This is a genomic window from Ralstonia sp. A12 (assembly GCF_000801955.1).
Classification (GTDB): domain Bacteria; phylum Pseudomonadota; class Gammaproteobacteria; order Burkholderiales; family Burkholderiaceae; genus Ralstonia.
The window spans coordinates 157,080-183,481 of record NZ_JSZO01000013.1; the positions used below are offsets into that span (position 1 = coordinate 157,080).

At 65.4% G+C, this 26,402-nt stretch carries 27 protein-coding genes; 12 read left to right on the plus strand and 15 right to left on the minus strand.

The window, feature by feature from the left end:
- Positions 1-51: 51 nt before the first annotated feature.
- Together mdoH and PI87_RS16695 are read right to left on the minus strand one after the other, a co-directional pair.
- Positions 52-2,631, minus strand: coding sequence for a glucans biosynthesis glucosyltransferase MdoH (mdoH, locus tag PI87_RS16690; RefSeq protein WP_039598831.1), 2,580 nt, complete (start codon positions 2,629-2,631; stop codon positions 52-54).
- A complete protein-coding gene (locus PI87_RS16695) occupies positions 2,604-4,196 on the minus strand; it encodes a glucan biosynthesis protein G (RefSeq protein ID WP_039598832.1) in 1,593 nt (530 codons plus the stop codon). Before PI87_RS16695 ends, mdoH begins: the two co-directional genes overlap by 28 nt.
- Positions 4,197-4,501: 305 nt before the next feature.
- Here PI87_RS16695 and PI87_RS16700 point away from each other — a divergent pair, with 305 nt between their 5' ends.
- Both PI87_RS16700 and PI87_RS16705 read left to right on the plus strand, forming a co-directional pair.
- The gene (locus tag PI87_RS16700; protein WP_039598833.1) at positions 4,502-5,224 is read left to right on the plus strand and encodes a hypothetical protein; all 723 of its coding nucleotides are present in this window, start codon (positions 4,502-4,504) and stop codon (positions 5,222-5,224) included.
- 124 nt (positions 5,225-5,348) lie between these two features.
- Positions 5,349-5,528: a hypothetical protein gene (locus PI87_RS16705; RefSeq protein WP_039598834.1), complete on the plus strand. Its 180-nt coding sequence runs from the start codon at positions 5,349-5,351 to the stop codon at positions 5,526-5,528.
- A 25-nt stretch (positions 5,529-5,553) separates the two neighbouring features.
- Here the strand turns inward: PI87_RS16705 and PI87_RS16710 are convergent, their stop codons facing one another.
- The 6 genes from PI87_RS16710 to hemA all read right to left on the minus strand — a co-directional run bounded on the left by PI87_RS16710 (position 5,554) and on the right by hemA (position 10,592).
- The gene (locus tag PI87_RS16710; protein WP_052321578.1) at positions 5,554-6,138 is read right to left on the minus strand and encodes a UbiX family flavin prenyltransferase; all 585 of its coding nucleotides are present in this window, start codon (positions 6,136-6,138) and stop codon (positions 5,554-5,556) included.
- 90 nt (positions 6,139-6,228) lie between these two features.
- Positions 6,229-6,540 (minus strand): Grx4 family monothiol glutaredoxin, encoded by a 312-nt coding sequence (gene grxD / locus PI87_RS16715; RefSeq protein WP_039598836.1) that lies wholly within the window; start codon positions 6,538-6,540, stop codon positions 6,229-6,231.
- Positions 6,541-6,630: 90 nt separating this feature from the next.
- The gene (prmC, locus tag PI87_RS16720; protein WP_232314012.1) at positions 6,631-7,494 is read right to left on the minus strand and encodes a peptide chain release factor N(5)-glutamine methyltransferase; all 864 of its coding nucleotides are present in this window, start codon (positions 7,492-7,494) and stop codon (positions 6,631-6,633) included.
- A gap of 90 nt (positions 7,495-7,584) precedes the next feature.
- Positions 7,585-7,923, minus strand: a complete 339-nt coding sequence (locus PI87_RS16725; protein ID WP_039598837.1) for a hypothetical protein — start codon at positions 7,921-7,923, stop codon at positions 7,585-7,587.
- A 180-nt stretch (positions 7,924-8,103) separates the two neighbouring features.
- Positions 8,104-9,186 carry a peptide chain release factor 1 gene (prfA, locus tag PI87_RS16730; protein ID WP_039598838.1) on the minus strand — a complete coding sequence of 361 codons (1,083 nt, stop codon included), beginning with the start codon at positions 9,184-9,186 and terminating at the stop codon, positions 8,104-8,106.
- A gap of 98 nt (positions 9,187-9,284) precedes the next feature.
- Positions 9,285-10,592, minus strand: coding sequence for a glutamyl-tRNA reductase (gene hemA, locus PI87_RS16735; RefSeq protein ID WP_039598839.1), 1,308 nt, complete (start codon positions 10,590-10,592; stop codon positions 9,285-9,287).
- 244 nt (positions 10,593-10,836) lie between these two features.
- Between hemA and PI87_RS16740 the strand changes: the two genes are divergently transcribed.
- From PI87_RS16740 to PI87_RS16770, 7 genes are all read left to right on the plus strand, one after another.
- Positions 10,837-11,085, plus strand: a complete 249-nt coding sequence (locus PI87_RS16740; protein ID WP_039598840.1) for a GlsB/YeaQ/YmgE family stress response membrane protein — start codon at positions 10,837-10,839, stop codon at positions 11,083-11,085.
- Positions 11,058-12,494 carry a DKNYY domain-containing protein gene (locus PI87_RS16745; protein ID WP_157003160.1) on the plus strand — a complete coding sequence of 479 codons (1,437 nt, stop codon included), beginning with the start codon at positions 11,058-11,060 and terminating at the stop codon, positions 12,492-12,494. Before PI87_RS16740 ends, PI87_RS16745 begins: the two co-directional genes overlap by 28 nt.
- Positions 12,495-12,567: 73 nt before the next feature.
- Positions 12,568-14,073: a hypothetical protein gene (locus PI87_RS16750; RefSeq protein WP_052321579.1), complete on the plus strand. Its 1,506-nt coding sequence runs from the start codon at positions 12,568-12,570 to the stop codon at positions 14,071-14,073.
- A gap of 343 nt (positions 14,074-14,416) precedes the next feature.
- The gene (locus PI87_RS16755; RefSeq protein WP_039598842.1) at positions 14,417-15,196 is read left to right on the plus strand and encodes a basic amino acid ABC transporter substrate-binding protein; all 780 of its coding nucleotides are present in this window, start codon (positions 14,417-14,419) and stop codon (positions 15,194-15,196) included.
- 85 nt (positions 15,197-15,281) lie between these two features.
- Positions 15,282-16,031: an amino acid ABC transporter permease gene (locus tag PI87_RS16760; RefSeq protein WP_039598843.1), complete on the plus strand. Its 750-nt coding sequence runs from the start codon at positions 15,282-15,284 to the stop codon at positions 16,029-16,031.
- Positions 16,018-16,740, plus strand: a complete 723-nt coding sequence (locus PI87_RS16765; RefSeq protein WP_039598844.1) for an amino acid ABC transporter ATP-binding protein — start codon at positions 16,018-16,020, stop codon at positions 16,738-16,740. Before PI87_RS16760 ends, PI87_RS16765 begins: the two co-directional genes overlap by 14 nt.
- 67 nt (positions 16,741-16,807) lie before the next feature.
- Entirely contained in the window at positions 16,808-18,019 is a 1,212-nt protein-coding gene (locus PI87_RS16770; RefSeq protein ID WP_232314014.1) for an MFS transporter, read from the plus strand.
- Positions 18,020-18,096: 77 nt separating this feature from the next.
- Here PI87_RS16770 and ychF read toward each other — a convergent pair whose 3' ends face one another.
- The 4 genes from ychF to PI87_RS16790 form a co-directional block, all read right to left on the minus strand.
- Positions 18,097-19,191, minus strand: a complete 1,095-nt coding sequence (gene ychF / locus PI87_RS16775; RefSeq protein ID WP_039598846.1) for a redox-regulated ATPase YchF — start codon at positions 19,189-19,191, stop codon at positions 18,097-18,099.
- Positions 19,192-19,320: 129 nt separating this feature from the next.
- Complete coding sequence (locus tag PI87_RS16780) at positions 19,321-20,214, minus strand: DMT family transporter (protein ID WP_039598847.1); 894 nt, start codon at positions 20,212-20,214, stop codon at positions 19,321-19,323.
- A 7-nt stretch (positions 20,215-20,221) separates the two neighbouring features.
- Positions 20,222-21,037 carry a DUF2182 domain-containing protein gene (locus tag PI87_RS16785; RefSeq protein ID WP_039598848.1) on the minus strand — a complete coding sequence of 272 codons (816 nt, stop codon included), beginning with the start codon at positions 21,035-21,037 and terminating at the stop codon, positions 20,222-20,224.
- 14 nt (positions 21,038-21,051) lie between these two features.
- Positions 21,052-21,654 carry a DUF1326 domain-containing protein gene (locus tag PI87_RS16790; protein WP_039598849.1) on the minus strand — a complete coding sequence of 201 codons (603 nt, stop codon included), beginning with the start codon at positions 21,652-21,654 and terminating at the stop codon, positions 21,052-21,054.
- Between the two features lie 475 nt (positions 21,655-22,129).
- Here PI87_RS16790 and PI87_RS16795 point away from each other — a divergent pair, with 475 nt between their 5' ends.
- On the plus strand, positions 22,130-22,507 hold the full coding sequence (locus PI87_RS16795) for a flagellar protein FliT (RefSeq protein WP_039598850.1): 378 nt from the start codon (positions 22,130-22,132) through the stop codon (positions 22,505-22,507).
- 147 nt (positions 22,508-22,654) lie between these two features.
- Here the strand turns inward: PI87_RS16795 and PI87_RS16800 are convergent, their stop codons facing one another.
- The 3 genes from PI87_RS16800 to PI87_RS16810 are packed head-to-tail and all read right to left on the minus strand — an operon-like array spanning position 22,655 to position 23,906.
- Positions 22,655-23,122 carry a lytic transglycosylase domain-containing protein gene (locus tag PI87_RS16800; protein ID WP_039598851.1) on the minus strand — a complete coding sequence of 156 codons (468 nt, stop codon included), beginning with the start codon at positions 23,120-23,122 and terminating at the stop codon, positions 22,655-22,657.
- A gap of 33 nt (positions 23,123-23,155) precedes the next feature.
- Entirely contained in the window at positions 23,156-23,497 is a 342-nt protein-coding gene (locus PI87_RS16805) for a hypothetical protein (RefSeq protein ID WP_039598852.1), read from the minus strand.
- A gap of 10 nt (positions 23,498-23,507) precedes the next feature.
- The gene (locus tag PI87_RS16810; RefSeq protein WP_039598853.1) at positions 23,508-23,906 is read right to left on the minus strand and encodes a hypothetical protein; all 399 of its coding nucleotides are present in this window, start codon (positions 23,904-23,906) and stop codon (positions 23,508-23,510) included.
- Positions 23,907-24,283: 377 nt separating this feature from the next.
- On the opposite strand from PI87_RS16810, the gene PI87_RS16815 reads away from it, so the two are divergent.
- Together PI87_RS16815 and PI87_RS16820 are read left to right on the plus strand one after the other, a co-directional pair.
- On the plus strand, positions 24,284-25,567 hold the full coding sequence (locus tag PI87_RS16815) for a UbiH/UbiF family hydroxylase (RefSeq protein ID WP_039598854.1): 1,284 nt from the start codon (positions 24,284-24,286) through the stop codon (positions 25,565-25,567).
- A gap of 36 nt (positions 25,568-25,603) precedes the next feature.
- Positions 25,604-26,350: a DsbC family protein gene (locus PI87_RS16820; RefSeq protein ID WP_039598855.1), complete on the plus strand. Its 747-nt coding sequence runs from the start codon at positions 25,604-25,606 to the stop codon at positions 26,348-26,350.
- The last annotated feature ends 52 nt before the right edge of the window (positions 26,351-26,402 follow it).

The window sequence follows — 26,402 nt, forward strand, 5'->3', positions numbered from 1 at the left end:
CGGCAAAAGCCTTGTGGGGCGTGGGTTTCAGGCGGCGCCTGTTTTGCGTGCCTAGGCTTGCCAGGCAGCGCGGTGTTCCGATGACGACCACACCGCCAGGTGCAGTGCCGACAGCGAGAACGGATCGGACAGCAACACCAGCTTCTGCTTGCCCGTGAGCTTGTCGGGGCCAACTTCCAGCGCGTGACGCACGGTGGCCTCGCGCACAGCGAGCAGACGACGGTCGTGCGGGAAGCGCGTGGTGCCAACCGCGCACATCAGCGCGTTGGTGACCGGGTCGACCACGGCCTGACGGAAGTCAGGTGTGGGCGGCGCATTGCGCAGATGCTTGCGCGTGGCGCGCAGTTCGCGCGGCGGGCGCACTTCCTCGGGGATCATGAACAGGTGCAGGCGGCGCATGCGTCGGCCCAGGCTCACACGGCTCGAGAACACCGACAGCGGAATCGACACGATCAGCGCACCGACCACCGGCGAGAGCCACCACAGGAAGCTCGGGTTCAGCCAATACACGATCGCGGCCCAGACGATGCCGATCACGGTGTGCAGGCCGTGGCGGCGCACGGCGTCGCCCCAATGCGTCTGCGCATCTTCACGCGGCGGCGATTTCCAATGCACCTTCCAGCCCAGGAACGCCGCCGTCACGAAACGCGTGTGGAACAGCATGCGCACCGGTGCGGCCAGTACCGAGAACGCCGCTTCAATCGCCATCGACAGCGCCAGGTGGAGGGCACCACCAAACCGCTTCGGCCCCTGCGCCCACAGCACGAGCACGCTCAGGATCTTCGGCAGAAACAGCACGGTGGCGGTGGCCGAGAACAGTGCCGCGGCCTTTTCCGGATGCCACTCCGGCCAGATCGGGAAGAGCTGGCGCGGCTGCGTGAAGTACTCCGGCGCGATCAGCGTGTGCTTGGCCAGCAGCGCTGTCGACAGGATCAGGAACAGGAACCACAGCGGCGCCGACAGATAGGCCATCACCCCGGTGATGAACACCGCGCGGTGCACACGGTGGAAGCCCGGCGCGCCGAACAGGCGGAAGTTCATCAGGTTGCCATGGCACCAGCGGCGGTCGCGGCCCAGCTCGTCGAGCAGGTTGGGCGGCATCTCTTCATAGCTGCCATCCAGGTCGTAGGCGATCCACACGGCCCAGCCGGCGCGGCGCATGAGCGCGGCTTCGACAAAGTCGTGCGACATGATCTCGCCCGAGAGCGAGCCCTTGCCCGGGATCGGTGCGAGCGCGCAATGCTTGATGAACGGATCCAGCCGGATGATGGCGTTGTGGCCCCAGTAGTGCGATTCGCCCAGCTGCCAGTAGTGCAGGCCGGCGGTGAACAGTGGCCCATACACGCGCGTGGCGAACTGCTGGATGCGTGCGTACAGCGTGTCGCGGCCTGCAGCGCGTGGCGCGGTTTGGATGATGCCGGCGGAAGGTGCGCCTTCCATCAACTGCACCAGACGCGTCAGGCAATCGCCGCTCATCACGCTGTCGGCGTCGAGCACGATCATGTAGCGGTACTTGCCGCCCCAGCGCCGGCAGAAATCGTCGATGTTGCCGCTCTTGCGCTTCACGCGGTGGCGGCGCCAGCGGTAGAAGATGCGGCCGAAGCCATCGAGTGCGCGGCATAGGTGGAGCCACGCATCGGCTTCTGCGGTGCGCAGGTCCGGGTCACCGGAGTCCGACAGCACGAAGAAGTCGAAGTGCTCCAGGTGCCCCGTGCGCTGCAACGATTCATACGTCGCGCGCAGCCCCGCGAACACGCGCTGCACATCTTCATTGCAGATCGGCATGACGATGGCGGTGCGCGCATCGTCCGGGATCACGGCATCCGGCGCGGCGCGGCGCGAGATGACGAAGCGATCCCCATGGAAGGCCAGCAGCAAGAAGCCGGTGATGGCCGTCCAGAAGCCCGCCGACACCCAGCAGAACAGCACCGCAAACAGCACGATGATGATGGCTTCGAGCCAGTCGTGACCGTGATACGGCAGCACCGTGCTCATCGCCCAGGTTGCGGCGATGGTCTGCGCGATCATTAGCGCCAGCAGCGTCAAGCGGCGGCGTGCACCGACAAAACGCCAGATGCCTTTCGGGTCGGGCGAGTCGGGCTTTTCGTAGGGCACGGGCGCCTTGCCGCCGTGCTGCCAGCGGTGGATGGCGTTGCGCATGCGCCAGATCGGCCCGAGCACCCACGGCCACGGCACCATCGAGCGCCGGGCGGGCGTGGGGCCAGTGTCCAGGTGAATGCGGCCTTCGCTGTCGTGCGCAAGCGGCGGCGCCGGTTCGGCCGCGGGCTCGACCGATGCTGCATCGGCGCGCGTGGCGCCGTAGGCAGCGTCTAGGCGCGACCCCACTGATGCATAGGCCGGTGCGCTACCTTCCAGCGACATCGTCTGTGCCGGGTCGAGCTTGGCCAGCGCGTGATGCAGCTTGGCGAGCGCTGCTGCATCGTCGTCACCCGCGACAATGCCGGCGTCGCGCACCAGTGCAGCACGCGTCGTGGCGGCCAGCGGAAGCGCTTCAAGATAGCGATCGGCCACGGATTGCGCGGTGGCCGGGTCGGCGGAAGTGGCAGCGCCTGCAGCGCCGCCATTCTGGGCTGACGTCACGTTCAGCCCGGAGGTAGCAGGTAGCTCCACGTCTCAGAGATTCCGGTACCGCCGCTGCGCAGGTAGCCGCGCAACTCGATGGGTTTGTCGTCGTCGACCCGCTTGAGGCGCACAGTCACGCGCCAGCCGCCGGTCGCGGTGTTGGGTTGGCCGAAGATCGATTCGATCTTGCCGTTGGCGTCTGCCGAGAACACCGGCTCGACCGCCGCATTGGGTGGCAGCTTGGCCAGCGCCGGACCTTCAAAGTCGACCACGAAGGCGATCGTGTCGTCGGGCTTGCGTTCATCCGGGCGCTTGGTCGTCCAGCCGTGCGAGCGGCGCGTCTGCGTGACCCACGACAGGGCCGGCTTCTTGTCGCCTTCCTTCTGCCACAGCAGGCGGTATTCCAGGTTGAACGGCTGTTGCGGCTTGGGCGGATTGTCCGGTACCCAGTAGGCGACCACGTTGTCGTTGGTCTCGTCGGGCGTCGGAATCTGCACGAGTTCCACGCGCCCGGCGCCCCATTTACCTACGGGCTCGACCCAGGTGCTCGGGCGCAGTTCGTAGCGATCGCCGATCTCTTCATAGCTGGAGAACGCGCGGTCACGCTGCATCAGGCCGAAGCCGCCGGGGTTGGTGGTCGAGAACGAACTGACCAGCAAGCGCTTCGGATTGGTCAGCGGGCGCCAGATCCATTCACCGGTGCCGGAGAGCACCGACAGGCCGTCGGAGTCATGCACCTCGGGGCGGAAGTCCAGTGCAGAGGCCGGCTGGTTCTCGCCGAAGAAGAACATGCTGGTGAGCGGGGCGATCGCCAGCTTGCTGACGTTCTCACGCATGTAGACCTGTGCCTTCACGTCGACCACGGTGTCGGTGCCCGGCTTGATGACGAAGCGGTACGCACCCGTGGCGCGTCGCGAGTTCAGCAGCGCGTAGACCGTCAGCTCCTTGGCGTTGGCTGCCGGGCGCTCGATCCAGAAATCGGTGAAGCGGGGGAATTCCTCGCCGGAGTTGAGCGCGGTGTCGATGGCCAGGCCGCGTGCGGAGAGGCCGTAGACCTGGTTCTTGCCGATCGCGCGGAAGTAAGACGCGCCCAGGAAGACGATCACTTCGTCCTTGTACTTGGGCGTGTTCATTGCGTAGTGCACGCGGAAGCCGGCAAAGCCCAGATGCTGTAACTGCTTCGCGTCCAGCTTGACCGGGCCGTAGTCGAACAGGCGCGGGTCGAAGCGGATTTCGCGCACACCGGCCGGCGAGACCTCGTTGATCTTCACCGGCTGGTCGTAGTACGAGCCCTCGTGGAAGAAGCCGAGTTCGAACGGCAGCTTGTCTTTGCGCCAATAGGCTTGATCCGACTTGAAGCGGATTTCGCGGTACTGGTCGTAGCGGAGTTCGCGCAACTGGCGCGGCAGCGTTTCGGCCGGGGCCTGGTACGGCTTGGTTGCCAGTTGCTTGGCGCGCACGGCCACGTCATTGAAGCCGAAGGCCAGCGCCGCGTGTGCCGAAGCCAGCGCCAGCAGACCCACGGCCAGCCGCGCGTAACCCGCAACGGAGCGTGTCCGGCGAGGGCTGCTGGGGCGGCCGGAATGGAAGGGAACAGCGTCGGGAGTGTTCAAAATGAGATCGCGTACTGTGCGGCAGGTTGGGAGAGGTGTGATGCTTGGGCCTGCCGATCATTCGTCTGTGCCCCCGGGATTTTACCCGCCGGACCTTTGCGAGATCAAAACCGGCAACATTTTGATAACGTTTCCGCCGGTATCCGGCTGATAACCACGTCAAGTTGCGTGTAAACCTCGTCTTTTCGTTGGGCCAACCTTTCGGGTGAGGGAACGCGGCCCCACCCATCGGGTCAGAACGGCGTTCGCCATCGCCCACTCTGCGAGCGTGGCACACTCTCGGCTCTTTCCCTCATGGAGTTCGCATGACTTGCTGGACGCGCGGCGCGGTAGCGCTCGTTTTCTCGACCTCGCTGCTGGTACCGGTGGCGTTTGCCGCACCTGCGGCCAAGGCGGCACCGAAGGCGGAGGCGCCGGCCAAGGCGGTGCGCGATCCGGGCGACGTGGCGGTGCTGCTCGACGCTTTCCCGCTCGGCAAGCCGCTGCGCAAGCTGCCCTCGTGCGAGGACGTGCGCAGTGCAGGCGGCAAGGATGTCTCCGAATACTGCTCCGACACGCTGGAATCGCACGGCCGCACGCGCTCGCTGGGTGTGCCGTCGGGCAAGCGCCCTGAGTTGATGGACGGCCCGCAGGCCGTGCTGCTGATTGATCAGGATGGCAACATCGCCGGCATGTTCGTGCCCACGCGTGGTGTCGATACGGAGCAGCGCGTGTTCCAGGCGCTGTCGGATCGCTATGGCAAGCCCGCGCAGGAAGGCAAGGCGGCGCTCAAGCTGAAGTCGGGCAAGACCGTTGATTCGCTGCGTGCGCGCTGGGCCGGCCAACAGACCATCGTGACGATGTACGCGATTCCGGAAGAGCCGCAGAACGGTACGGTGGAATTCCTCTGGTCGCCGCGCGCCGGTGCGGTCATGGATCAGATGCGCGCAGAGGTGGACCCGGATGCGCCGAAGCCGGCTTCCGGCGTGGCGGCTTCTGCGCCTGCCGCAGCCAACAAACCTGCAGCAGGGAAGCCCGCGTCACAGTAGTGAGCTTACGGACACACGCTCGTAGTGTTCCGTTACATCCCTTACACCCGCATGACCCCGGCGTCGCCCGCGCCGGCTTATAACGTCCGCATGGCCTCATTGGAGGGGCCAAAGGACGCTAATCATGAAAATCGTGGCTCTGGCCCTGTTGGCCGCGACGCTTGGGGGTTGTGCGGTGTATCCGGCACCGGTGGCGGTCGCGCCTGCACCGGTCTATGCGGCTCCAGCCTATCCGGCTTACTACGGCGGTTACGGCTATTGGGGGCCGTCGGTCTACTTCAACTACCACGGCGGACGCCGTTGATCAGCCGCCAGGCCGTGTACGGACCTTAATCCGCTGAACGCAGCCCCGGCCAGCCCGGCGCCAGCGTCTGCGGCAGGCCCAGCAGGTCGAGCACGCGCCCGACTGTGTGGTCGACCAGGTCGTCGATGGTCTTGGGGCGCTGATAGAAACCGGGCACGGGCGGGAAGACGATGCCGCCCATCTCGGTGACGGCCGTCATGTTGCGCAGGTGTGCCAGATTCAGCGGCGTTTCGCGCACCATGAGGATCAGGCGACGGCGCTCCTTGAGCGTGACGTCGGCTGCGCGGGCGATGAGGTTGTCCGACAGCCCATGCGCGACGGCCGCCAGCGTCCGCATCGAACACGGCGCCACCACCATTGCCTCGGCAGAAAACGAACCGCTGGCGATGGTCGCGCCGATGTCGCGCACGTTGTGCACCACGTGCGCGAGCGCTTCCACTTCTTCACGCGTCATGTGCAGCTCGTGCTGCACATTCATCAGCCCTGCGGGCGACATCAGCAGGTGCGATTCCACCCCCGCTGATTCACGCAGTTCTTGCAGCACCTGCAGCAGCCGCACACCGTAGATCGCCCCCGACGCCCCCGTGATCGCCACGATGATGCGGCGCATGCGCTGCGCATCACCTGCGGCGGACTGGGCTGAGGTTGTGGGCGAGGTCACGCTGAAATGCGCACGCTGAAATGAGGACGCGTAGGGCGATCAGGCCGCCAGCAGCGGCTGCAGTTCGCCGCTCTGGTACATCTCCATCATGATGTCCGAGCCGCCGATGAATTCGCCCTTGACGTAGAGCTGCGGAATGGTCGGCCAGTTGGCGTAGTCCTTGATGCCCTGGCGGATTTCTTCATCTTCCAGCACGTTGACGGTGTGCGGCTGGTCCACGCCGCAGGCCTTCAGGATCTGGATGGCGCGGCCCGAGAAGCCGCACATCGGAAATTGCGCCGTGCCCTTCATGAAGAGGACGACAGGGTGGCCTTTGACGATCTGGTCGATCTTTTCGTGCGTGGTGCTCATGGGGAGACTCGATTCAGTGAGGGATGAGCAGGGCTGCTGCATCCGCATTGGAAAACCTGTCTATTTTAGCGAGATTCGGCCTGCGCCGTTTCAGGCAGGGCGTCGTCCGCCGCTGCAGCGGTCGTTGCCTGCCAGATCCTGTGCGGTGAAGACATCGGCAAAGCCTGCTTCCGTCAGCAACGCGCGTACGGCTTCGCCCTGGTCGTAGCCGTGTTCGAGCAGCAGCCAGCCGTTGGCGGCCAAGCGCGCCGGGGCGCCGTTGATGAGAGTGCGCAAATGCCGCAGGCCGTCATCATGATCGGTGAGGGCGCCAGCGGGTTCGAAGCGCAGATCGCCCTGGCCGAGGTGTTCGTCGGTGGCGGCGATGTACGGCGGGTTGCTGACGATCAGGGCGAAGACGTGCGGGGCGTCAGCCTCTGCCAGCGCGCCGTACCAATCGCCCAGTGCGGCATGCAGGTTCGTGGCGCCGAGCGCTTGCGCGTTACCCATTGCCACGGCGAGTGCATCTGCTGATGCATCGGTGGCCCACACGCGTGCATCGCGCCGTGCCAGCGCAATGGTGATGGCGATGATGCCGCTGCCGGTGCCAAGGTCCAGTACGTCCGGCGCATCGCGGTCTTCGATGCGATCCAGTGCTTGCTCGACCAGCAGCTCCGTATCCGGGCGCGGGATCAGCACGGCTGGCGTGACGCGGAACATGCGGCCGAAGAACTCACGCTCGCCCAGCAGATAGGCCATTGGCTCGCCAGCCAGACGGCGTGCGGCCAGTTCGGCCAAGTGCATGCGCATGGCGCTATCGATGGGGTTCGTGTCTTGTGTGATCAGTTGTACGCGCGACAGGCCGGTCACGTGGGAGACCAGCATGCGTGCCTCGAGTGCGGGCAGGCCGCTGCGGGCCAGCACAGTCAAGGCGTCTGCAATGGTGGAAAGCGAATCGGGCGAGAGCACGGACACGGTGCGGGGAATGCGTAATCGGGTCGCCAAAATAACACGGGCCCGCGCGGTGTGGCGCGGGCCCGTGCGAGGCGAGGTGCGGTAGGCGGCTTAGGGCTTCTTGGCGCCTTCGACTTCCTTGGTGGTGGCGTCGATGGCCTTGTTCGCGGCGTCCTGGCCGGCAGCCATGGCACTCGATACCGCTGCCTTGGTGTTGGATGCGGCGTCGAGGATGCTGGTCTTGGCCGCATCCTTGGCTTGGTCGGCGGCCTCGGTGGCCTTGCCGGCTGCATTGCTGGCACTGTCAACGGCGCTCTTGGCCGCATCGGCCGATTGCTGGATCGCGGCCTTGGCGGCGTCGGCCGGGGCTGCGTCCTTCTTGTCGCAGGCGGCCAGGCCGAAGGCTACGGTGGCGGCCAGTGCGAGGGCCAATGCGTTGGTGGTCTTCATGCTTCTCCTCTCCAGAAATCGATTGCGTTGCAGGGCTCGGGGGGCGGTGGCTGTGCACATCTCCGCGCACAGACAACCGGAATCGATTATAGGAATGCCGCCCCCGCGTGCCACCGCGCAAAGCTGTATCAAACGCAAGCGGATGTTACGGGGTGAGCGCTTTTTAACAATCAGCCGCGATCAGGCATCCTCGCCCAGCGCGGCAAGCTGTTCGGCCTGATGCTCGGCAGCCAGCGCGCCCACGAGTTCTTCCATGTCGCCATCCATGATCGCGTCGATCTTGTACAGCGTCAGGTTGATGCGGTGATCGGTCACGCGGCCCTGCGGGAAGTTGTACGTGCGGATGCGATCCGAACGATCGCCCGAGCCGATCAGGCTCTTGCGGGCGCTGGCTTCCTTGGCCTGTGCCTCGCGCTCCTGGCGGTCCTTCAGGCGCGCGGCCAGGACCTGCATGGCGCGGTCCTTGTTGCGGTGCTGGCTGCGGTCGTCCTGGCACTCCACCACCAGGCCGGTCGGCAGGTGGGTAATGCGCACGGCCGAATCCGTCTTGTTGATGTGCTGACCGCCCGCACCGGACGCGCGGAAGGTGTCGATGCGCAGGTCGGCCGGATTGATCTGGATGTCGGCCAGCGCATCGGCCTCAGGCATGATCGCCACAGTGCAGGCGGAGGTGTGGATGCGCCCCTGTGCCTCGGTGGCCGGCACGCGCTGCACACGGTGGCCGCCCGATTCGAACTTCAGCCGCGAATACGCGCCTTCGCCCACGAGCCGCGCGATCACTTCCTTGTAGCCCCCCAGATCCGACGCCGATTCGCTCACGATCTCCACCTGCCAGCGCTGGCGCTCGGCAAAGCGTGTGTACATGCGCAAGAGGTCTCCCGCGAAGAGCGCAGATTCATCGCCGCCCGTACCGGCGCGGATTTCCACGAAGATGTTGCGGTGGTCGTTCGGGTCTTTGGGCAGCAGCAGGCGCTGCAGTTCGCCTTCGAGCGATTCCAGCCGTTCGCGCGCAGCGCCGAGTTCATCCTCAGCAAACGCCTTCATGTCCGGATCGGCCAGCAGTTCCTGCGCGGTGGCAATGTCGCCCTCGGCCTGCTTCCATGCCGCGAATTGCGCGACCACGGGTTCCAGCTCGGCGTGTTCACGCGTGAGTTTGCGGTACTGGTCGAGGTTGGCGGTGGCGTCTTCACGCGCGAGCAGCGCGTTGATTTCGATGATGCGCTCGGCCAGTTGGTCGAGCTTGGACAGCATGCTGGGCTTCATTCGGGCAGTCGCAGAAGGAAACGCTGAGGGCGAAGGCGGCGCATGATACCGCGCCGGAAATTGCGCGCCAGGGCAGCGCGCATGCGACGCAACGGGCGCTAGCGCTCGGAGTGGCTGGACTGGCGGAACAGCGCCGGCAGCAGATCGATGAGCTGTTCGCGGCCTTCGCCCTGCGCGTGGTTGAGCGCATGCGTCGGGCCATGGAGGAATTTCTTGGTCAGCGCTTGCGACAGCGCTTCGAGCACCAGCGCCGGGTCATCGCCGCGCGCGAGCATGCGCTGGGCGCGTTCCAGCTCGCCCTGGCGCAATACCTCGGCTTGCGAGTGCAAGTCGCGGATCACGGGCACCACGCTGCGCGCATCGAGCCAGTGCATGAAGTTCTGCACACGCGTCTCGATGATGGCCTCGGCCTGCGCCACGGCAGCCTGCCGCAGCGCATTGCCCTCGCGCACGATGGCGCCGAGGTCGTCCACGGTGTAGAGGAAGATGTCGGACAGGCGTGCGACTTCGGGTTCGATGTCGCGCGGCACGGCCAGGTCGACCATGAACATCGGGCGGTGGCGGCGCTGCTTGATGGCGCGTTCCACAGCGCCCAGGCCGATGATGGGCAGCGTGCTGGCCGTGCACGAGACGACGATGTCGAACTCGGCCAGCTTGGTCGGCAGTTCGGCCAGGCGTACGGCGTGGGCGTTCAGGCCCTGGTTCGACAGCGCTTCGGCCAGCTTCTCGCCGCGCTCCAGCGTGCGGTTGGCGATCACCACCTCGCGCGGCTTTTGTGCGGCGAAGTGGGTGGCGCACAGTTCGATCATCTCGCCGGCGCCGATGAACAGCACGCGCTGCTCGGCAATCGATTCGAAGATGCGCTGCGCCAGGCGCACGGCGGCAGCGGCCATCGACACAGAATGCGCGCCGATCTCCGTCGTGCCACGCACTTCCTTGGCGACTGCGAAGGTGCGCTGGAATAGCTGATTCAGGTACGTGCCCAGCGCGCCGGCCTCGGTGGCGGTGCGCACGGCGTCTTTCATCTGGCCGAGGATCTGCGTCTCGCCCAGCACCATCGAATCGAGCCCGCTGGCCACGCGAAACGCGTGACGCACGGCCAGCGACTGACCCAGCGAATACACGTGGGGCGCAAGTTCGCCTGGGTCGATGTTGTGGTGGTGGGCCAACCAGCGGATCGCGTGCTCGTGCGCGGTGTCTTCGGGCAGGTTGCCGTCGGTGGCGCAGTACAGCTCGGTGCGATTGCAGGTGGACAGGATGGCTGCCTCGGCCGTGCTCTTGCGGTGCGGCAGGTGCTGGCGCAGCGTGGCCAGCGCGGGCTGAAGCTGCTCGAGCGGAAACGCCACCTTCTCGCGCAGGGAAAGCGGCGCAGTGTGGTGGTTGATTCCGAGAGTCAGCAACTGCATGTGGGGCGGCCGGTTAAGAATGAACGGCACGAATTTTGAGCACCCACGATTATAACGCCGGCCCCGACGCTCGGCAGGGTACAGGGCCATCAGGGCGTGGTTGGGTGTCAAAATGTTGGTTATGCGTCACCTTGTGGCGAGTGCGTTGCGGTGGCCTTCCGTGTGGTTTTCCGCCCAGCCTTGCGCTAAGGTACGCGTCCAATTGAATCGCGGAATCGCGCACGGCAATACGGAGAACAGGCAAATGGGGTGGATCGCGCCGCTATGGATTGGGCTGGCAGTGGGCGCTGCGGCACGTTGGCTGCATCCGAGCGGCAAGCGCCTTGGGTGGCTGGCCGCGCTGCTGGCTGGGGTGATCGGGGCATTGGTTGGCTACTACGGCGGCCAGTTTGCGCACCTGTATGCCGATGGACAAATCATGGCGTGGACAGCTGCGGTGATCGGCGCGATGGTCGCGCCGGCTGCATGGGGTTTGCTGCGGGGCGGCCGTTGATGCGGCGTGCGCAGCTAGCTGGCCTGGTCATGGCCGGGGCGATGCTGCTGGGCCTGCCGGTGGCCAGCCAGGCCTATACGGTGCGAAGCTGCACCGAGTATTGGTATCCGCCTGCCAAGCCTGGGCAATCCATTTCTGATCTGCGGCCGGAGCGCACGAACGCTTGCCAGAAACATGCGATCGAGATGCGCAGTGACCGCTTTGGCGTGATCGACGGCCAGGGCTATTTCATCACCACCGACGTGAACACGTCGCTGGCCTGTCCCCACTCGTCGGGGCCGGCGCCCAATTTCAACTGCCTGATCCCTGCACCGCTGCGCCGCAACGAGGTCACCGAGACCCGCAACTACTACCGGCTCACGGCGCAGGGCGCGAGCCTGCGCCCGCTGGGCCAGGGCTATGCGACCGATGGCCGCATGGTGTTCTCGTACACCTCGCCGATCCAGGGCGCGGATGCCGCCAGCTTCCAGGTCTTCACGCCGCAAGGCGCAGCCGCCGATGCCGCCTGGGCGCGCGACCGTGCCCGCATCTACCACGATGAGACGCCGGTGGCCGGCATGGTGCCCGGCCCGGTGGAGGTGTTCGACGGCAGGTTCGCCGTGAACGGCGGCCGGGTGTATGAACTCGACGCGCTCGACGGCGTCAAGCCGCGCCCCGATGTGCGCCCGAACCTGACGGTGCTGGCCTTTGCGCTGCCGCTCTACGACAACATCATCAGCGACGGCCAGCGCATCTACGTGCGAGGCAAGCCGCTGGACGGCGTGCGCGCGGCCACGTTCCAGATGCTGCCGTCGACTTGTCCGGTGCCGGGCCTGCCCGACCTGCAATGCCGGAACACACTCACACGCAACACCATCGCCGCGCACTTCCTCATCGCCCGCAGCGGCAACGACATTCTGTATTTCGGCGAGATCTACAAGGTCGTGCGGATCCGCAACGCGCCGGATTTCGTCTACTTCCAGCTCGACGGCAGCGACGAGCTGCTGGGCATCGGCGGCCATCGCGTGTTCCAGCTTGAGGCGATGGGCACGGCACTGGGCGATACCGAGGTCAGCCGTGCGTATGTCGGCCGTCTGAGCGGGCCGGTGGCCGGTTACCTTGCCGACGAGGTGGGTTTCTTCTCGATGCATGATCTCGCGCGCAGCGGCAGCCTGCTGTGCGGACAGGTGGCCGACCTGGCCTGGCCCGAGCGCGACGGCGTGCCGCGTTTCGGCCCGCTGCGCCGGCTGCCTGATGCGCAGGTGCCCGCCGGCTTCAAGGTTGCGTTCGAGAACGCGCGCTACCGCTACCTGTTTGCCAGCCCACAGCAGTCGACCGAGCTCGACACCGTGATCGATCTGCGTGACGGCCGCCGCATGCAGGCCGGCTGGTGCGGAGAGGGCATTCAGCCGCAGGTGGTGCGACGTTAGAACGCTGAGCGTGGTTAACCGCCGTTAACATCGCTTTGCTATCGTGGCGCGCTTTCCACAAGGCGCGCCAACCATGCTCCGCTCCCGCTTCTCCAACAAGACATTGCGCCGCGTCGGGCTGGTCATCCTGCTGGCCGCGCCGGTCTGGTACATGGGCAAGATCACCATGGCCAAGCTGGAGATCGGCGGCGCCAGCCCCAACCAGCGCACGCTGGGCGGCGTGGCCTTTGTCGAGCAGCGCGGCATGGAGCAGATGTGTACCGGCGTGACCGTCACACCGCAGTCGACGTGGTTGATCGGCAGCTACGAAGGTTCGCGCGATGTGGTGCCCGCGGATGCCCACCCCATCGACATCGATGCGCTGCTGCGCGACAAGGCCGCCACCGACGACGAGCAGACTGGCGCGCGTGGCATGCGCGAGCGGACAACCTCCTTTCTCTCGCGCCTGAACGCGCAGGGCCGTTTCGAGCTGGTGGCCACGGTCAGCGGCACCACCTGCCTGCAGGCCAGCGCGGACGGACATACCCTCTACCTGCTCACGAGCCTGGACCGCCCGGCCCCCGCCAATGGCGAGAGCACGCCGTCGCAGACCGCCGTGTTCCGCAGCGACGATCAGGGCAAGACCTGGACCTGGCAGCGCGCCGGGCTCATGGATACCAGCCATGTTTCCGCCTGGGCGCTCAAGCTGAGCGGGTTCGGTGCGCAGGAGCTGTGGAGCGTGGACTCGGGCGACGGTCTGGTCTTCGATGCAGAGGCCCCGGCCGCCGCCGGTACAGACAATGCTGCACAGGGTTCAGACCGTGCGGTGTCGCTGTTCTACTCCAGTGACGGCGGCAAGACTGCGCAGCGCGTGCCGGTTACTCAGGCAATGCTGGTCAACGTGGATCACGTGCGTGGCAAGGCGCCGTCGGGCGTGGAGTGGGGCTCGGGCGCCGAGGCAGTCCAGGGCGAGGTGCATGCGCAGGTCGTGCAGCTCGATGCCCAGCGCGCGGTGCTCTGGGTCTCGCAGCGTTTCCGCTACAGCCGGCCCGACAGCGCGTACTACGCCGGCGCCATGCTGGTGACCAGCCGCGCTGAACTGCGCCGCGTCGACGGCCACTGGCAGGTGGGCGCACCGCAACGCCTGGAAGACACCTGGGTCGACACGGTCTACCGCAACCCAGCGGGCCGTGTGATCGGCTTGATCGACCATACCGGCGGCGAGCGCACGCAGGTGGCGCTACTGGACACCGCCACCCTGGCCTGGAACGAGCAGGGCAGTCTGCCCACACCGTTCGATCCGCTATCGGCCAGTACGTACACGCGTGGTTTCTGGGCCGGCCAGGAAACGCTGGTCGCCAACGTGAGCAGCACGCACAAGGTGCCAAAGTGGATTTACCCCTGGCAGGCGGACGGCGCCCAGATCTCGGGCGATGCGGTGTTCTACTCGCGCGATTGGGGGCACTCCTGGCATCGCCTGGCGATCAAGGGCTATCTGGGCGTGGCCGGCTTTGACGCTGCCCGTGATGAGGTGTTCTGGTCCAAGGGCAACTGGTACGAGAGTGCGGACAAGAACGTCTACGGCTATGGGCTACGCTAGTTGTCGTCGCCACGATCGACGGCCATGGAAAAAGCCCCGCCTTGCGGGGTTTTTTTCGTTGAACTTGCCGGAGACATTGAACCGGAAGTGCCACACATCGCCGACGCTGCCTTATCGATCTGCATCGCATGTAAAAAAGTGATGTGTAGTCGCCTCATCGTTGCAACGGCCGTTGGGCGCTGTTTGGGCGACGCTAGCCTGTGGCGGTAACGCAGGTGCTGGCTTCCGCCCCAATTGCGGCACCCTACGAGCGTGGCAATTGCGGCTGGCCCGCATTTTTGTGCGGCATACGGAGGAGTATCATCAGCGCCCTGCTCACAACACCCGCCGGGAAGACTCCAACATGCTGAAAAAGCGCTTCGTCATGGCTGCCGTTGCTGTCCTGACCACCTTCGCCGTGGCACCGCTTGCACAGTCGGCGGAGCCCACCTACACCGTCGGCGCTGGCGGCACCTACCGCCCGTTCGAGTTCGAAACCCCGCAAAAGGAACTGACGGGCTTCGACGTCGACCTCATCAAGGCCATCGGTAAGGCGGGTGGCTTCAACGTCAAGCTGATCAGCACGCCGTGGGAAGGCATCTTTGCCACGCTCAACCAGGGCGACCGCGACATCATCATTTCCGGCATCACCATCACCGACCAGCGCAAGCAGATGGTCGATTTTTCGGCGCCGTACTTTCCGGCCGGACAGGTGATCATCACCGCGCCGAATGCCAAGATCGGTGGCCTGGCCGACCTGAAGAAGCGCCAGGTCGGCGTGGTGGCCTCGAGCGCGGGTGACATCGCGGTCTCGGAAGAACTTGGCCGCACGAGCACGGCTATCAGGCGCTTCGACAACACGCCGCTGATGCTCGAAGAGCTGTACCGCGGCGGTGTCGATGCGGCGGTCGGTGATGTGGGCGTGATCAAGTTCTACATCAAGAGCCACCCGGAGAAGCCGTTCAGCCTGGTCTCCGACGCGAAGTTCAAGCCGCAGTATTTCGGCATCGCGGTCAAGAAGGGCAACAAGGTGGTGCTCGACCAGATCAACACCGGCCTGAAGAAGGTTGTTGCTGACGGCACCTACGCCAAGATCTACAAGCAGTGGTTCGACGCGAACGTGCCGACGCTGCCGCAGCAGTAAGCGGCGTTCGCTTACCGCACGCGATTTCCGGAGCCGGCACTGCCGGCTCGTTTCATTCTGTTCTTCCGTAAAAGAGGTGGTCCCCATGGGTGGGTTCCAGTGGAACATCATCGGCGAATACCTGCCGCTCTTCGTCGAGGGCACGCTGATGACGCTCAAGTGCACGGTGATCTGCGTGATTGCCGGCACGTTGCTTGGGCTGGTGCTGGGTGTTGGCCGGCTGGCCGAGGCGCGTCACGGCTTCACCAAGTATTTTCTGCGCTACGCGGTGCAGTATCCGGTGCGCTTCTATGTCAGCTTCTTCCGCGGCACGCCGCTGTTCGTGCAGATCCTGCTGATCCACTTTGCGCTGATGCCGGTGCTGATCAACCCGGCGGATGGCCTGATCCTCAGCGGTGATGTGGCGCGGGAAGTGCGCCAGCAATACGGTGCGTTCACGTCGGCGGTGCTCGCCATCTCGCTGAATGCGGGGGCGTATGTGTCGGAGATCTTCCGCGCCGGCATTCAGTCGATCGATCGCGGCCAATCGGAGGCGGCACGCTCATTGGGCATGACCTACATGGAGACGTTGCGCCGCGTCGTGCTGCCGCAGGCGTTTCGTCGCATGCTGCCGCCGCTGGGCAACAACGCCATCGCCATCGTCAAGGATTCGTCGCTGGCGTCGGCCATCGGCCTGGCGGAACTCGCCTATGCCGCACGCACTGTGTCGGGCGCCTATGCGCGCTACTGGGAGCCGTATCTGACGATCTCGCTCATCTATTGGGCGATCACGCTGGTCCTGTCGGCCGGTGTTCAACATCTGGAATCGAGGTACGGCAAAAGTGATCGTCGTTAACAACCTGCAGAAGCAATACGACAACGCACACGTGCTGCGCGGCATCACATGCCGCATTGAAGAGCGTGAAGTGGTGTGCGTGATCGGCCCGTCGGGCTCTGGCAAGAGCACCTTCCTGCGCTGCCTGAACGGGCTGGAAACGGTCTCGGGCGGTGAAGTGCTCGTCAACGGTTTCCATGTGGAAGACCCGAAGACCGACATGAACAAGATGCGCGCCAGCGTGGGCATGGTGTTCCAGCGCTTCAACCTGTTTGCGCACATGTCGGTGCTCGACAACATCGTGCTCGCGCCGATGCAGGTGCGCCGCATGAAGCGCGACGAAGCCGTGGTGGTGGCCGAGCAACTGCTGCGCAAGGTCGGCCTGCTCGACAAGATCGACGCGTTCCCGAGCCAGCTCTCGGGTGGTCAGCAACAGCGCGTGGCCATTGCGCGTGCACTGGCCATGTCACCGACCGTGATGCTCTTTGATGAGCCGACCTCTGCGCTGGACCCGGAACTCGTGGGCGAGGTCCTGGAGGTCATGAAGTCGCTGGCTGAGGAGGGCATGACGATGGTGGTCGTCACGCACGAAATGGCCTTTGCGCGCGAGGTGGCCAACCGTGTGTTCTTCATCGATCAGGGCGTGATCATGGAAGAGGGGCCGCCGGAGCAGATCTTTACTGCACCCAAGCATGAGCGCACGCGGGAGTTTTTGCGCAAGGTGTTGTAGGAGCGACCTGATGGAAGCGAACGTAAGCGCATCGCCCGCGGGCACTGGTACCGCGGTGTCGCATCCCATGCAGACATCGGCCTATGCCTGGAAAGCGTTGGCCGGCTCGACCATCGGCTATGCGATGGACGGGTTCGATCTGCTGATCCTCGGCTTCATGCTGCCGGCCATCAGCGCGGCGCTGGCCCTGACGCCGAGCCAGTCCGGTGCCCTGGTGACCTGGACGCTGATTGGCGCGGTGGCGGGCGGCATCCTGTTCGGGGCGTTGAGCGACGTGTATGGCCGCGTGCGCGTGCTGACCTGGACCATCGTGCTTTTCGCGGTGTTCACGGGCCTGTGCGCGCTTGCGCAGGGGTTTGCGGATCTGCTGGTCTACCGCACCATCGCCGGCATTGGGCTGGGCGGCGAGTTTGGCATCGGTATGGCGCTGGCGGCTGAGGCGTGGCCCGCGCACAAGCGGGCGCGGGTGTCGTGCTACGTGGCACTGGGCTGGCAATCGGGCGTGCTGCTGGCCGCATTGCTCACGCCGCTGCTGCTGCCGCTCATTGGCTGGCGCGGCATGTTCGTGCTGGGTATGGCGCCGGCGTTGGTCGCCTGGGTGTTGCGCAGCAAGCTGCACGAGCCGGAAGTGTTCGTGCGCAATATGGATGCGGCGTGCAAGACCACAGGCAAGAAGCCCAATACCTTCAAGCTGCTGGTGGCCGACGCGCGCACCACGCGCACCAGCCTGGGCATCGTGATCCTGTGTGCCGTCCAGAACTTCGGCTACTACGGCATCATGATCTGGCTGCCCACCTACCTCAGTAAGACGCTGGGGTTCTCGCTCACCAAGTCCGCGCTGTGGACCTCGGTGACAGTACTGGGGATGATGGTAGGCATCTTCGTCTTCGGCCATCTGGCCGATCGCATCGGGCGCAAGCCGACCTTCCTGTTCTTCCAGGCCGGTGCCGTGGTCATGGTGCTCACCTATGCGCAGTTGACCGACCCGATGACGATGCTGTGGGCCGGCGCCGTCATGGGCTTGTTCGTCAACGGCATGATCGGCGGGTACGGCGCGCTCATCTCCGAGGCCTACCCGACCGCTGCCCGGGCGACAGCGCAGAACGTGTTGTTCAACATTGGCCGCGCCATCGGCGGGTTTGGTCCGGTGGCGATTGGCAGCCTGGCGGCAGCGTATTCCTTTCCGGTGGCGATTGCGTTGCTGGCCGGCATCTATGTGCTGGACATGCTGGCGACGTTTTTCTTGGTGCCGGAGCTCAAGGGCGTGGAGTTGGGTTGAGGGCAGACGGTTTTGGCTTGCGCGTTGCCCATGAAAAAAGCCCCGCAGTGCGGGGCTTTTTCGTTGCGACAGGCTGCTTACACGTTGAACAGGAAGTGCAGCACATCGCCATCCTTGACGATGTATTCCTTGCCTTCGGCGCGCATCTTGCCGGCTTCCTTAGCGCCTTGTTCACCCTTGAACTGGATGTAGTCGTCGTAGGAAATCGTCTGGGCGCGGATGAAGCCGCGTTCGAAATCCGTGTGGATGGCCGCAGCCGCGCGCGGGGCCGTGTCGCCAATGTGGATCGTCCAGGCGCGCACTTCCTTCACACCAGCCGTGAAGTAGGTCTGCAGGCCCAGCAGCTTGAACGCTGCGCGGATCACGCGGTTCAGGCCCGGCTCTTCCATGCCGATGTCGGCCAGGAATTCGATCTTGTCGGCGTCGTCCAGGTCAGCGATTTCCGCTTCGATGGCAGCGCACACGGCCACCACCGGCGAATTCGTCTGCGCGGCGTAGTTGCGCACGGCGTCCAGGTGCGGGTTGTTCTCGAAGCCGTCTTCGCGCACGTTGGCGACGTACATGGTCGGCTTGGCGGTGATCAGGCACAGCGGCTTGATCGTCGCCCATTCTTCATCGGTCAGGTTCAGGCCGCGCACCGGCTTGGCTTCGTCCAACACCTTCTGGGCTTTTTCCAGCACGGCGACCAGCTTGGCGGCTTCCTTGTCGTTGCCCGACTTGGCGGCCTTGGTGTAGCGCTGCAGCGCCTTTTCCACCGTACCCAGGTCAGCGAGTGCGAGTTCGGTGTTGATGACTTCGATGTCGGCGATCGGGTCGACCTTGCCGGCCACGTGGATCACGTTTTCATCTTCGAAGCAGCGCACCACATGGGTGATGGCGTCCGTTTCACGGATGTTGGCGAGGAACTGGTTGCCCAGGCCTTCACCCTTGGACGCACCTGCCACCAGGCCTGCAATGTCGACGAACTCAACGACCGCCGGCAGCACGCGCTCCGGCTTGACGATGTCGGCCAGCGCGGCCAGACGCGCGTCCGGCACTTCCACCACGCCCACGTTGGGCTCGATGGTGCAGAACGGGTAGTTCTCGGCGGCGATGCCGGCTTTGGTCAGGGCATTGAACAGGGTCGACTTGCCGACGTTCGGCAGACCGACGATGCCGCATTGGAGGCTCATGGTGAAAAAGGCTCTAAATCAAGGGGTTGCGTGACGCCGAGGGTGCCGAAGAGAGCGGCGGCAGCACAGCAGAAACAGGGCTGTGCGCGTCGTTCACGGAAAGGCGTGATTGTACCCGACGGGGTCGTTCTAACCTTGGGATGCCGCCTCGGCGCGCTTGCGCTGCGTGCGGCTGGCCAGCACCAGGGCAATGCCGCCGAGGATGGCGGCGGACGCGGTGGCCAGGCGCGGCGTGAACGGTTCGGCCAGAAACAGCACCGCGCCAAACGCCGCAATGGGCGGCACCGACAGTTGTACCGCCGCCGCGCGGATCGCCGACAACCCCTTGAGGGCGGCGTACCAGATCACATAGCCGATGCCCGAGGTGATGGCGCCCGAAGCGAGCGCCAGTACGATGCCGCCGGGGCTGACATGTGCGCGGCTGTACAGCACCGCACTCAAGGCCAGCGCCATGGGGGCCGCGCGCAGGAAGTTGCCGGCCGTGGCGCCCAGCGGATTGTCGAGCCCGCGGCCGCGCAGCGAATACACGCCCCAGGCCACGCCGGCCACAGTCATCAGCGCGGCGCCCAGTGGCGTTGGCGCCGTCACGCCGGGGGAGACCAGATAGACCAGCCCGCCCAGCGCCAGCGCAAAACCCAGCCAGCCAAGCGGCTCGAACCGTTCGCCCGCATAGAGGCCCGCGCCCAGCATGGTGAGCTGCACCGCGCCGAACAGGATCAGCGCGCCCGTGCCCGCGCTGAGCGTGAGATACGCAAACGAGAAGAACGCGACATAGGCGAAGAGCATGGCCGCCGCCGCCCAATCCACGCGTGCCTGTGGTGCCCGCCTGGCGCTGATGCGCACGAGAATGGCCAGCGTGATCGCCCCTGAAACCAGGCGGATACTGGAGAAGCTCGCCGCATCGATGGCGGCGTGCTGCAGCGCCAGCCGGCACAGCAGCGAGTTGGAGGCGAACGCCACCATGGTGATGCTAGTGAGCAGCACCGTGCGCAAGGCGAGTTGGCGGTCGTTGGCTGGGTCCATTGCGGCGCTATGCAAAAGGCAGGGCGCCCCAGACATGCGGGGCCACCAGCACCGCCGCGCTTGCCAGCAGCGACAGGCCCAGCGGCGCAGACAGCCGCCGTCCCCATGAGACGTTCTTCTCGATGGCCATGGTGGCGGCCAGCACCAGCATCCAGCCCAGGCTGCCCGCACCCACCACAAACATCAGCAGCATCAACGCCCAGCAGCAGCCCACGCAAAAGAGCCCGTGCCGCAGACCCAGCATGAACGCCTGCCGCTGTGGCGCGGGACCGTGCCAATGGCCGATGACGAAGCTCAGCGGCGAGCGGCACTGATCAAGGCATCGATACTTCAACGCGCTGAACTGGAATGCGCCTGCACCCGCCAGTGTGGCCGCACCAATCAGCCAGCCATGCCAGCCCAGCAAGGGCACCTGCGCGACTCCGGCGAGCAGCAAGGCATGCAGCCCGTGCGCCAGCAGGCCGAACGCGCTCCAGGCCGCCAGGTAACCCACGCCCAGCAGCGCCAGCAGGCGTGGGCGATCTGCCCGCCCAGCCACAACACGGTCAAAGGCCTGAAACAGCGGCAGCGTGGTCGGCAGCATCATCGCTAAGATCATCAGCGTCCAGGCCAGTGCATACAACGCAGCCGGCACGACGACCGAACCGGCTGGCACCACACGGCACAGCCACGCTGCCGGGCCGGAGGCCGTCCAGTCACCGTGATCGAGATAGCGGCCATACGGGCTACGCGCCCACAGCCACAGCGTGAGCCAGGCAAGCGTCACCAAGCCGGCCAGCACCGGCAGGAAGACACGTTGATGGCGGGATGCCGCGACACGCATGGTGGCCGCTGCACTCACGCATCAAACAGGAACGTGCTCTGCAGCGCGTTGTGGTTCTGGATGTCGACGTTGATGCCGATGTCTGCATTCTTCGAGCGGTAGACCGGCGCCTTGCCCACGAACACCGGCGCACCAGGCACGGTGGAGAACACAGTATCGGCCAGCGTGGTTTGCGCGCCACTTGGGCCAAGGTAGGGTTCGAGTTCGGCGTAGTAATCGGTGCCGATCTTGAGCGTGCCCTTGGCGCCTACGATGTCGAACGTGATCGGCGCGCGCTCGACTGAGACGACCGTGCCGATCAGCTTGGCCAGATCCGCAATCGGCCCGCCTGCCTGCCCCGTGTACACCTTGAGCAGCGCTTTCTCTTGCGCGTCTGATGCGGAATCGTTCACGAAGATCGCCGCGGTCCAGTTGCCTTCCAGGATGTTGCCCGGCACGCGCGCAACGGCGGCGATGGTGCAGCCGGACACGTCGACGCCGTCAATCGTGCCCTGGTCCATGTGCCACGCCACGATCGTGTCGCAGACCTTGAAATCGGGGTCTTCGCCGATCCAGCACGGGCATAGGACGCGGCAATTGCAGACTTCAAGCAGCCTGCCTTCCAGGTGGTAGCTCATGTTTCCTCCATCCGACGCGGTTGACGATTGCGCGCCACGCGGGGCCATCGGCCCGGTTGGCAGATGTCGGGGCTGGGCCCGGATGGAGGGTCGGAAACGCGCGGGCAGACGGCCGGCGGTATCGAAGACAAGCGGACTCAAGCGGCCCCGCAGCCCAACTGCGGCGCGCCATTCTCGAATTCTAGGAAGTCACATTGGGGACGCAAGGCGATTCCCGGCAGGCTGGCGAGGCCCGCTGAAAACGCGTTACGGCGCCGTTACGCGTTACGTTCAAAAACGTAACAACTTCGCTGATTTCCCCCGTGTTGATCGGTGCCGGGGAGGGGGTGGGGAAGTCCCGGCCATGTGGCGAAGAGTCAAGCTGGGCAAGGATCTTCATCTTCCATGTCACCGTGAATGGTAGGTGCCGCCAAGGGCAGGCATACCTATTGCACTGTGTTCCCGCAAACAACAAATCTGCATTGGGGAGCACAGCATGTCCTGGACCGTCGCCACCGCCGCCCGCCCGACCCACATGGTCGCCAGCAACGACAGCCTGTTTGCCTGCTATGAGGCCATCGCCACCCTGTCTGCAGAGATGGTTGTGGCAGCCGAGATGGGCGATTGGGACGGCGTGAGCGCGCTGGAACGCGAGTGCGCGGTCTACATGGAGCGCCTGGGCCACGGCCAGCGCCCGGCCCTGTTGCCTGACGAGTTGCAACGCAAGCGCGACTTGATGATGCGCATCCTGGCCAACGACGCCCGCGTGCGTGCGCTGGTCTGCCCGCGCCAGGACGATCTGATGCGCCTGGTGAGCGGTGAGCGCCGTTCCATCGGCGCCCGTCAGGCATACGCCACCGTCTCGTACTACTAAGAGCCTGTCCACGATCCTACTGCGCGCCCCGATCTTGGCCCTGCGATACTCGCCGTACCCGTGTACGGCTGCGTTTCTCGAGCCAATCTCAGGCCGCTCGCTACGGATCGTGAACAGGTTCTAAGCAGGCGGCCTGCAGCACGCAGTTCAGCGGGGCTGCAACTCCCCCCACGACACCAGCACGCGCTGGATGCTGCGCGCGTAGGAATCGCGTTGCGCAGGCGTTTCGGAGTGGTACGCCCCGATGGCGCGCCATGTGTTTCCGTGACGAACCATTTTTTGCTTGAGCAGCCAGGCCGCCACGAACACGTTGACGCAGGCATCGGTCAGCGCGCGGCGCGGTACGCCATAGCGCGCCAGCGTACTGAAATGAATCGAGTTGATCTGCGCCTGGCCGATGTCGACCGAGCCATCGGCGTTGCGGTGCACGGCATTCGGATCGCCCTTCGATTCAAACCACACGATGGCGCGTAGTACCGTCGGGTTGACGCCCTGGTAGGCGCCGGCCTGCTCAAAGCAATTGCCGGCCGCCTGGGCCGCGAAGCTGGCGGCGGCCAACAGCAGCGCCGCGCCAAGTTGTCCACAGATCAAGCGAAGGGTGGGGGTGGCGTGCATGGCGGCGGGCTCCGGCTGGCGGTCGTTGAGTGGTTACTTCTGCAGGGCGGCTTCGAGTTGACGCTCAACGCCGACCAGATACGTATGCGACGCGTCCGACACCACCATGCGCGGCACCGGCTCGGCCGCCTTGCGCACCTGCACGAAGGCAGCTTTGTGCTTGCCGCCCCGTGTACGGACTGCAGGCGCGGGTTCAACTTCGCTGCCGCCGCCGGGCGGCAGCATCGCCAGCGAGGGCAGGGGCGGATAGACCTTGTCGGCCGCAGCGGCAGCCGCGGTTGCCGGCATCAGGGAATCGGGCGGCGCGGCCAATGCAGAAGCCGGCACCGCCAGCAGACCGACAGTCAGCGGGAAGAGTAGATGGGTCATACGCATGACATTCCTCTTAATCCTGCGTGCGGATCGTCACGCTGTAAGGCTGGCTCGCGCTGACGGTCAGGTTTTCCAGGTGGACGTAACCGGCACGCTGCGCGGGCACGCCGTTCCAGAGCGCTTGGTTCAGGTAGCGGAAGTCTTGCGCCAGCGCGGCCACCTGAATGGTCGCGGGGCGCTTCTGCGCGGCAGCCAGTGCGCCGGCCTTGGTCAGCACGGCGGTCAGTTGCGGGTCGTGCGCGCCCAACGCATCGGGTGGAATGGTGAAGCTCATGACCTCACCTGCCGCTGCGGTGCGGGCGGTGGGGGAGGCTGGCGCTTGCGTCTGCAGTTGTGCACAGCCAACCAGTGCAAGCAGGGCCGCGCCGGCAATCAGCCTGGGCAGCGGCGTCATATGGGAGAGAGTCCACATGGCGATCAGGAATCCGTGGATCGGACCCGCACTCTATCGGCGGGTCGCGTGCGTCAAAACGTCGAATTGCCCGGCTTTTATCGTCCATCCCAGGCGATGACTTGAGTAGCGCGTTGGCGGAAATCGCGAGGTGGAAATAGCATCACATCAAGGGGTGGCGAGCAAGCCAAGGCATGACCACTTTCGGGGTGAAGGGCGCACTTCAGGCGACCGACAAATGCATCCCCCGTCGCAATCCTTGCAAGTGATTCAGGCGTTGCCTGGTGACTGCCTAGGCGTAAACACCAACCGGCCCCATTTCAGCGTTGGGTGCCTGCCGTGACACATTTGCGCGACCGCAAAGCCGCGCCTGCCCCCGCCGCTATAATCGGCGCACCATGAATACACCCGCGTTTTCCTCTCCCAAGTCGGCGCCGGCCTACCATCTGGCGGTGGTCGGTGGCGGTATCGTCGGGCGCGCGTGCGCGCTGCGGCTTGCGCAGATTGGCTTGCGCGTGGCGCTGATCGCGCCGCCCGCGCCGTCGCCTGCTCCGACCGGGCCTGATGCCTGGGACGCGCGCGTCTACGCGTTCTCGTCCAGCTCGCAGGCGCTGCTGGAGCAGTTGCGCATCTGGCCCGCACTCGACATGACGCGGGTGCAGCCGGTGCACGACATGCGCATCTTTGGCGATGATGCAGCCGCGCGTGGCGAGCACAGCCATTCCGATCTGCATTTCTCCGCCTACGCAGCCGGCGCGCCGCAACTGGCGTGGATTGCCGAATCCTCACTGGTCGAGCGCGCGCTGGAAACCGCACTGCGCTTCGCCCACACCGTGCAGACCTTCCAGCACGCTGCCACCGGTTTCGAAATGGAAGCCGACGCCGTGCGCCTGACCCTGGCCGATGGGCAGGTGATCCGCGCCGAATGCGTGATCGGTGCTGACGGCAAACACTCGTGGGTGCGCGAGCAGGCCGGCATTCAGGCGGAGGCGCGGCCGTATCGCCAGTTGGGCGTGGTCGCCAACTTCCAGGCCGAACACTGGCATCAGGACACCGCATGGCAGTGGTTCCTCGGCACCTCCGCCGAGCAGGCTGCCGCAGCCGACGACGCCACGCCCGCGCGCGGCGAGATCCTCGCCATGCTGCCGTTGCCCGATCGACGTGTCTCGATGGTGTGGTCGGCCGATGAGAACCACGCGCGTGAACTGCTGGCCCTGTCGCCCGATGCGCTCTGCCGTGCGGTAGAGGCCGCCGCAGGTGGCGCCATCGCCGCCCGCTTTGGGCGCTTGTCGAACATCACACCCGCGCAGGGCTTCCCGTTGATCCTGCAGCACGCCAGCCGGGCGGTCGCACCGCGCGTGGCGCTGGTGGGCGATGCGGCCCATGTGATCCATCCGCTGGCCGGGCAGGGCATGAACCTGGGGCTGCGCGATGTCGCAGAAATTGGCAAGGTGATGGCGGAACGTGAAACCATGCGCGATCATGGCGATCTGAGGTTGTTGCGCCGTTACGAGCGTGCCCGCCGCGAAGACCTGCTCTCACTCACGGCCGCCACGGATGGTCTGCACAAGCTGTTCGCCCTGCCGGGCGCGCTGCCCCGCACGGTACGCAATGCGGGCATGCGCATGGTGGGCATGACGCCATTCATCAAACGCTTATTGATTAAGCACGCGCTGGGTTGATGCATCATCAGCGCTTTCGGGGTTTCTGGAGCTTTTATGTCGTTTCGTATTCGGGTGGCGGCCATCGCCTCGGCGGTGACTGTGGCCGCCATTGGCGCGGGTTACATGCTGAGCGCCGGTGCGGCTGAACCCGCACTGGACAAGGTCAAGGCCGCCGTGCAGAAGGCCCTGGGCTCCAACGTGGAGATCAAGAGCGTCACCAAGTCGCCGCTGGCCGGCCTGTACGAGATCAACCTCGGTAGCCAGGTCGTCTACAGCGATGCCACCGGCCGCTACGTCCTGAACGGCGACCTGCTCGACACGCAGACCGCCACCAACCTCACGCAAGAGCGCCTGGCCGAGCTGAACCGCATCAAGTGGTCCGACCTGCCGCTGGACCGCGCCGTGAAGTGGGTCAAGGGCAACGGCGCACGCAAGATCGCCGTGTTCTCCGACCCGAACTGCCCGTACTGCCACAAGCTGGAGCAGATGCTCACGCAGGTCGACAACATCACGGTCTACACCTTCCTGTTCCCGATCCTGTCGGAAGACTCGAACACCAAGTCCAAGCAGATCTGGTGCTCGGCCGACCGGGCCAAGGCCTGGCGCGACTGGATGACCGCCAAGACCGCCCCGAGCGGCGCCGGCACCTGCGACACGCCGCTGGAAGCCAACCTGAAGCTGGGCCAGCAGCTCAACGTGACCGGCACGCCGGCCATCATCTTCCCCGACGGCTCGCGCGCTCCGGGCCTGATCGATGCGGCCACGCTGGAGCGTAAGTTCGCCGCACTCAAGAAGTCGTAAGCCACACCATGAAAGCGCCGGTTCTTCCGGCGCTTTTTCTTTGGGCGTTCGC